4 protein-coding genes are annotated in these 3,357 nt (G+C 46.0%); 3 read left to right on the forward strand and 1 reads right to left on the reverse strand.

Annotated elements, in window-relative coordinates; genetic code table 11:
- Positions 1–194 precede the first annotated feature (194 nt).
- Positions 195–659 carry a response regulator gene (locus VN105_RS22295; protein WP_142685798.1) on the forward strand — a complete coding sequence of 155 codons (465 nt, stop codon included), beginning with the start codon at positions 195–197 and terminating at the stop codon, positions 657–659.
- Positions 660–762: 103 nt separating this feature from the next.
- Here VN105_RS22295 and VN105_RS22300 read toward each other — a convergent pair whose 3' ends face one another.
- Positions 763–1,536 carry a hypothetical protein gene (locus tag VN105_RS22300; RefSeq protein ID WP_325644363.1) on the reverse strand — a complete coding sequence of 258 codons (774 nt, stop codon included), beginning with the start codon at positions 1,534–1,536 and terminating at the stop codon, positions 763–765.
- A 231-nt stretch (positions 1,537–1,767) separates the two neighbouring features.
- On the opposite strand from VN105_RS22300, the gene VN105_RS22305 reads away from it, so the two are divergent.
- The gene (locus VN105_RS22305) at positions 1,768–3,138 is read left to right on the forward strand and encodes a dipeptidase (RefSeq protein ID WP_325644365.1); all 1,371 of its coding nucleotides are present in this window, start codon (positions 1,768–1,770) and stop codon (positions 3,136–3,138) included.
- A 47-nt stretch (positions 3,139–3,185) separates the two neighbouring features.
- Positions 3,186–3,357: RNA-binding S4 domain-containing protein (locus tag VN105_RS22310; protein WP_325644367.1), on the forward strand; the 172-nt coding region annotated here is incomplete at its 3' end.

Below are 3,357 nucleotides of genomic sequence, written 5' to 3' on the forward strand. Positions count from 1 at the left end.
AAAAAAGTTCATTCATCCTTGAAATATTCGTCATAAAACAGTATGTTTATATGTACCTTTGCAACGTGTAAAACGTTGAACGTTTTACTATTTGATTTAAGGTGAATGGGGCAGAATGGATACAAAATCGATATCGAAAGTTTCATTGTTTCTAACTCATTTATTATCAATAACTTGGAACTAAGTCTGCTTAAATGAGTGCACAACACATCCATATACTCTATATTGATGATGAAATACACAATCTGAATGCTTTCAAAGCTTCATTCAGGAGGCTGTACAACATAGTAACAGCCAGTTCTGCGGAGGACGCGGAAAAATTGCTGGCAGAAAACGAATTTCACATCATTATCTCGGACCAGCGGATGCCCAAAACTACCGGCATCGAATTTTTTGAATCTATACTGGAAAAGTACCCCGAGCCAATACGCATGCTGCTGACCGGCTATGCGGACATTAACGCCGTAGTAGATGCCATCAATAAAGGACAGGTTTATAAATATTTCTCCAAACCCTGGAACGAAGAGGAGCTGAAACACAATATTGAAAAGGCATATGAAGTGTACGCCCTCCGGAAAGAGAACAAGGAATTAACCGCCAAGCTGCTTGATGTAAACCAGAAACTGGAGTTCCTGGTAAGACAAAAACTGATTTCCTGATCATTTACAATATAGAGAGAGATGCCTGTGAAGTGGCTTCGGGATTACTTATGCGATACTTTTGCCATGTACATAAGGTGGACTTGATCAGGAGAAGATATGCTCATTCCCGTTGTTGGGTTGCTATTGTGTATGGTATAGGCGAAGTAACAGGATACGTTTTAACGGCTTCCTTTTTATAAGACAATACTCTTTTAAGATCAGGCATTGCTTTTACCCGCTGTTTCGTATTTGCCGGAACAACCACCCCGAATATGTTTGCTGCCACAAAGCGACGGTTTGCCGAAGCCTGTTGTTCATGGAAGGCCCGCACCTGAAGGATTACCAGTAACGTGCCTTTTCCCGGTATTGCTGCGTCCAGTTCCATACCAGGAAAATGTGTATCTAAATTGATCATTACAGCAGTTGTAGCCTGGCCGGTTACGCGGCGCTCCGCGAAACTGATGCGTACCGCAACCAGCTTTACTTCCACATGGGTAGCTGTTCCTTGTTGTGGTAATGTTTGTGCTGGTATGGTTACAGTTCCCCCGGGAGAGATCAGTGGCTGGAGGCTGAAGAATTGCTCCACGCCCGTATGCCTGTTGAACCGGAAGCCGTTTATAGCTTGCAGTTGATCTTTTCCTGCGGAGATCAGCGCTTTGTTGAGACGGTTCACCAGTGAGCCATCGCGGGGGATGTTAAGGAGGGGAACGATAGCCTGCCGGATCAGCTTTCCTTTCCTGCTGGCGAGGCCGAAATCCCTGGCTGCGTGCCTGGTAGCGGCGGTTTGCCGCACGGTTTCAGGCATAGTACGGAGGAAGTACTGACCGTTCCTCCGGTAACCGATCAGGTTACCCAGTTTGCCTGTAAAAGTGTTTATTCCTGTTTGCTTTGCCATTTGGGTTAACGTTTTTATTAAAAATACGGTAAAGCTGCGACTGCTTATCTGCCTGGAGTTTAACGAATCACGAATGGTAGAGTATCCGGCATTGGAGGTTATTCAAACAGAGAGGGTCCGCTGTTGTCATTTCTCTAAAGTGTAATACTCTCCCCTTCGAAACTATCTAAATCTGTAAATGTTGATTTTCCTTTAACTTGCATCCCATTGTGAACTTAATTTCATAGCATCATGCAAGTTTGGAAAGATTACCAGGCAGAGAACAAAGATCGTTTCCTGGAAGAATTACTGGCACTGTTACGCATTCCTTCTGTGAGTGCAGATTCCCGTCACAATCAGGATACCCAGCAATGCGCGGAAGCGGTAAAAGTGCGTTTGGAAGAAGCCGGCGCGGATAAAGTGGAAGTATGTCAAACCGCTGGTCACCCCATCGTTTATGGCGAAAAGATCATCGATCCTTCCTTACCCACCGTACTGGTATACGGCCACTACGATGTACAGCCTGCAGATCCGCTGGAGCTGTGGCACAGTGGTCCGTTTGAACCCGTGATCAAAGACGGTAACATATATGCCCGCGGCAGCGCGGACGATAAAGGCCAGTTTTACATGCATGTAAAGGCTTTTGAAACCATGCACAAAACCAATACTATTCCCTGCAACATCAAGTTTATGATTGAAGGGGAAGAAGAAGTAGGCTCTGCTAACCTGGGCATCTTCCTGAAAGATAACAAAGAACGCCTGAAAGCAGATGTGGTTTTGATTTCCGATACTTCTATGATCAGCCTGGACAACCCGTCTATTGATACGGGTTTGCGCGGACTGGCCTACATGGAAGTGGAAGTAACCGGTCCTAACCGCGACCTGCACAGCGGCGTATACGGCGGCGCTGTAGCTAACCCCGCTACTATCCTGGCAAAAATGATTGCTTCCCTGCACGATGAAAATAACCACATCACCATTCCCGGCTTCTATGATAAAGTACAGGAACTGAGCGCAGAAGAAAGAGCAGCACTGAACGCCGCTCCTTTTGATGAAGCAGTATATAAAAAAGATCTTGGGATAGATGATGTTTGGGGAGAGAAAGGATATTCTACCATTGAAAGAACCGGTATCCGTCCAACTCTGGAGGTAAACGGTATCTGGGGAGGCTATACCGGCGAAGGTTCCAAAACTGTATTGCCGTCCAAGGCTTCTGCCAAAATTTCTATGCGGCTTGTTCCCAACCAGGACTGGCACGAGATTTCCGACCTGTTCACCAAACACTTTGAAGCCATTGCGCCTAAGAGCGTAAAAGTGAAAGTAACCAAACATCATGGCGGCAGCCCTTATGTTACGCCTACTGATTCCGTAGCATTCAAGGCAGCCCACCAGGCCATTCACACTACTTTTGGCAAAGATCCTATCCCGGTGCGTGGTGGGGGAAGTATTCCCATTGTAGCGCTGTTTGAAAAGGAACTGGGACTGAAAACAGTGCTGATGGGCTTTGGACTTGACAGCGACAACCTGCATTCTCCCAACGAGAAATACGGTTTAGCCAATTATTACAAAGGCATTGAAACCATTCCTTATTTCCACAAATTTTTTGCGGAACTGAGTAAATAGCAATACTGGCGGCAGCTGCGGTTGCCGCCAGCTTAAAGTTTTTGATTATGAGCAATACCGAAAAAGTACGCGTAGATAAATACCTCTGGTCTATCAGGGTATTTAAAACCCGCAGCCAGGCTGCAGATGCCTGCGACGGCGGTAAAGTGAAAATGAACGGCGCTTCTGTAAAAGCAGCCAAACCTGTAACTATAGGCGATAAGTTTGAGATCAGGAGCG

Source organism: Chitinophaga sp. (assembly GCF_035564935.1).
In the GTDB taxonomy this organism is placed as follows: Bacteria; Bacteroidota; Bacteroidia; order Chitinophagales; family Chitinophagaceae; genus Chitinophaga.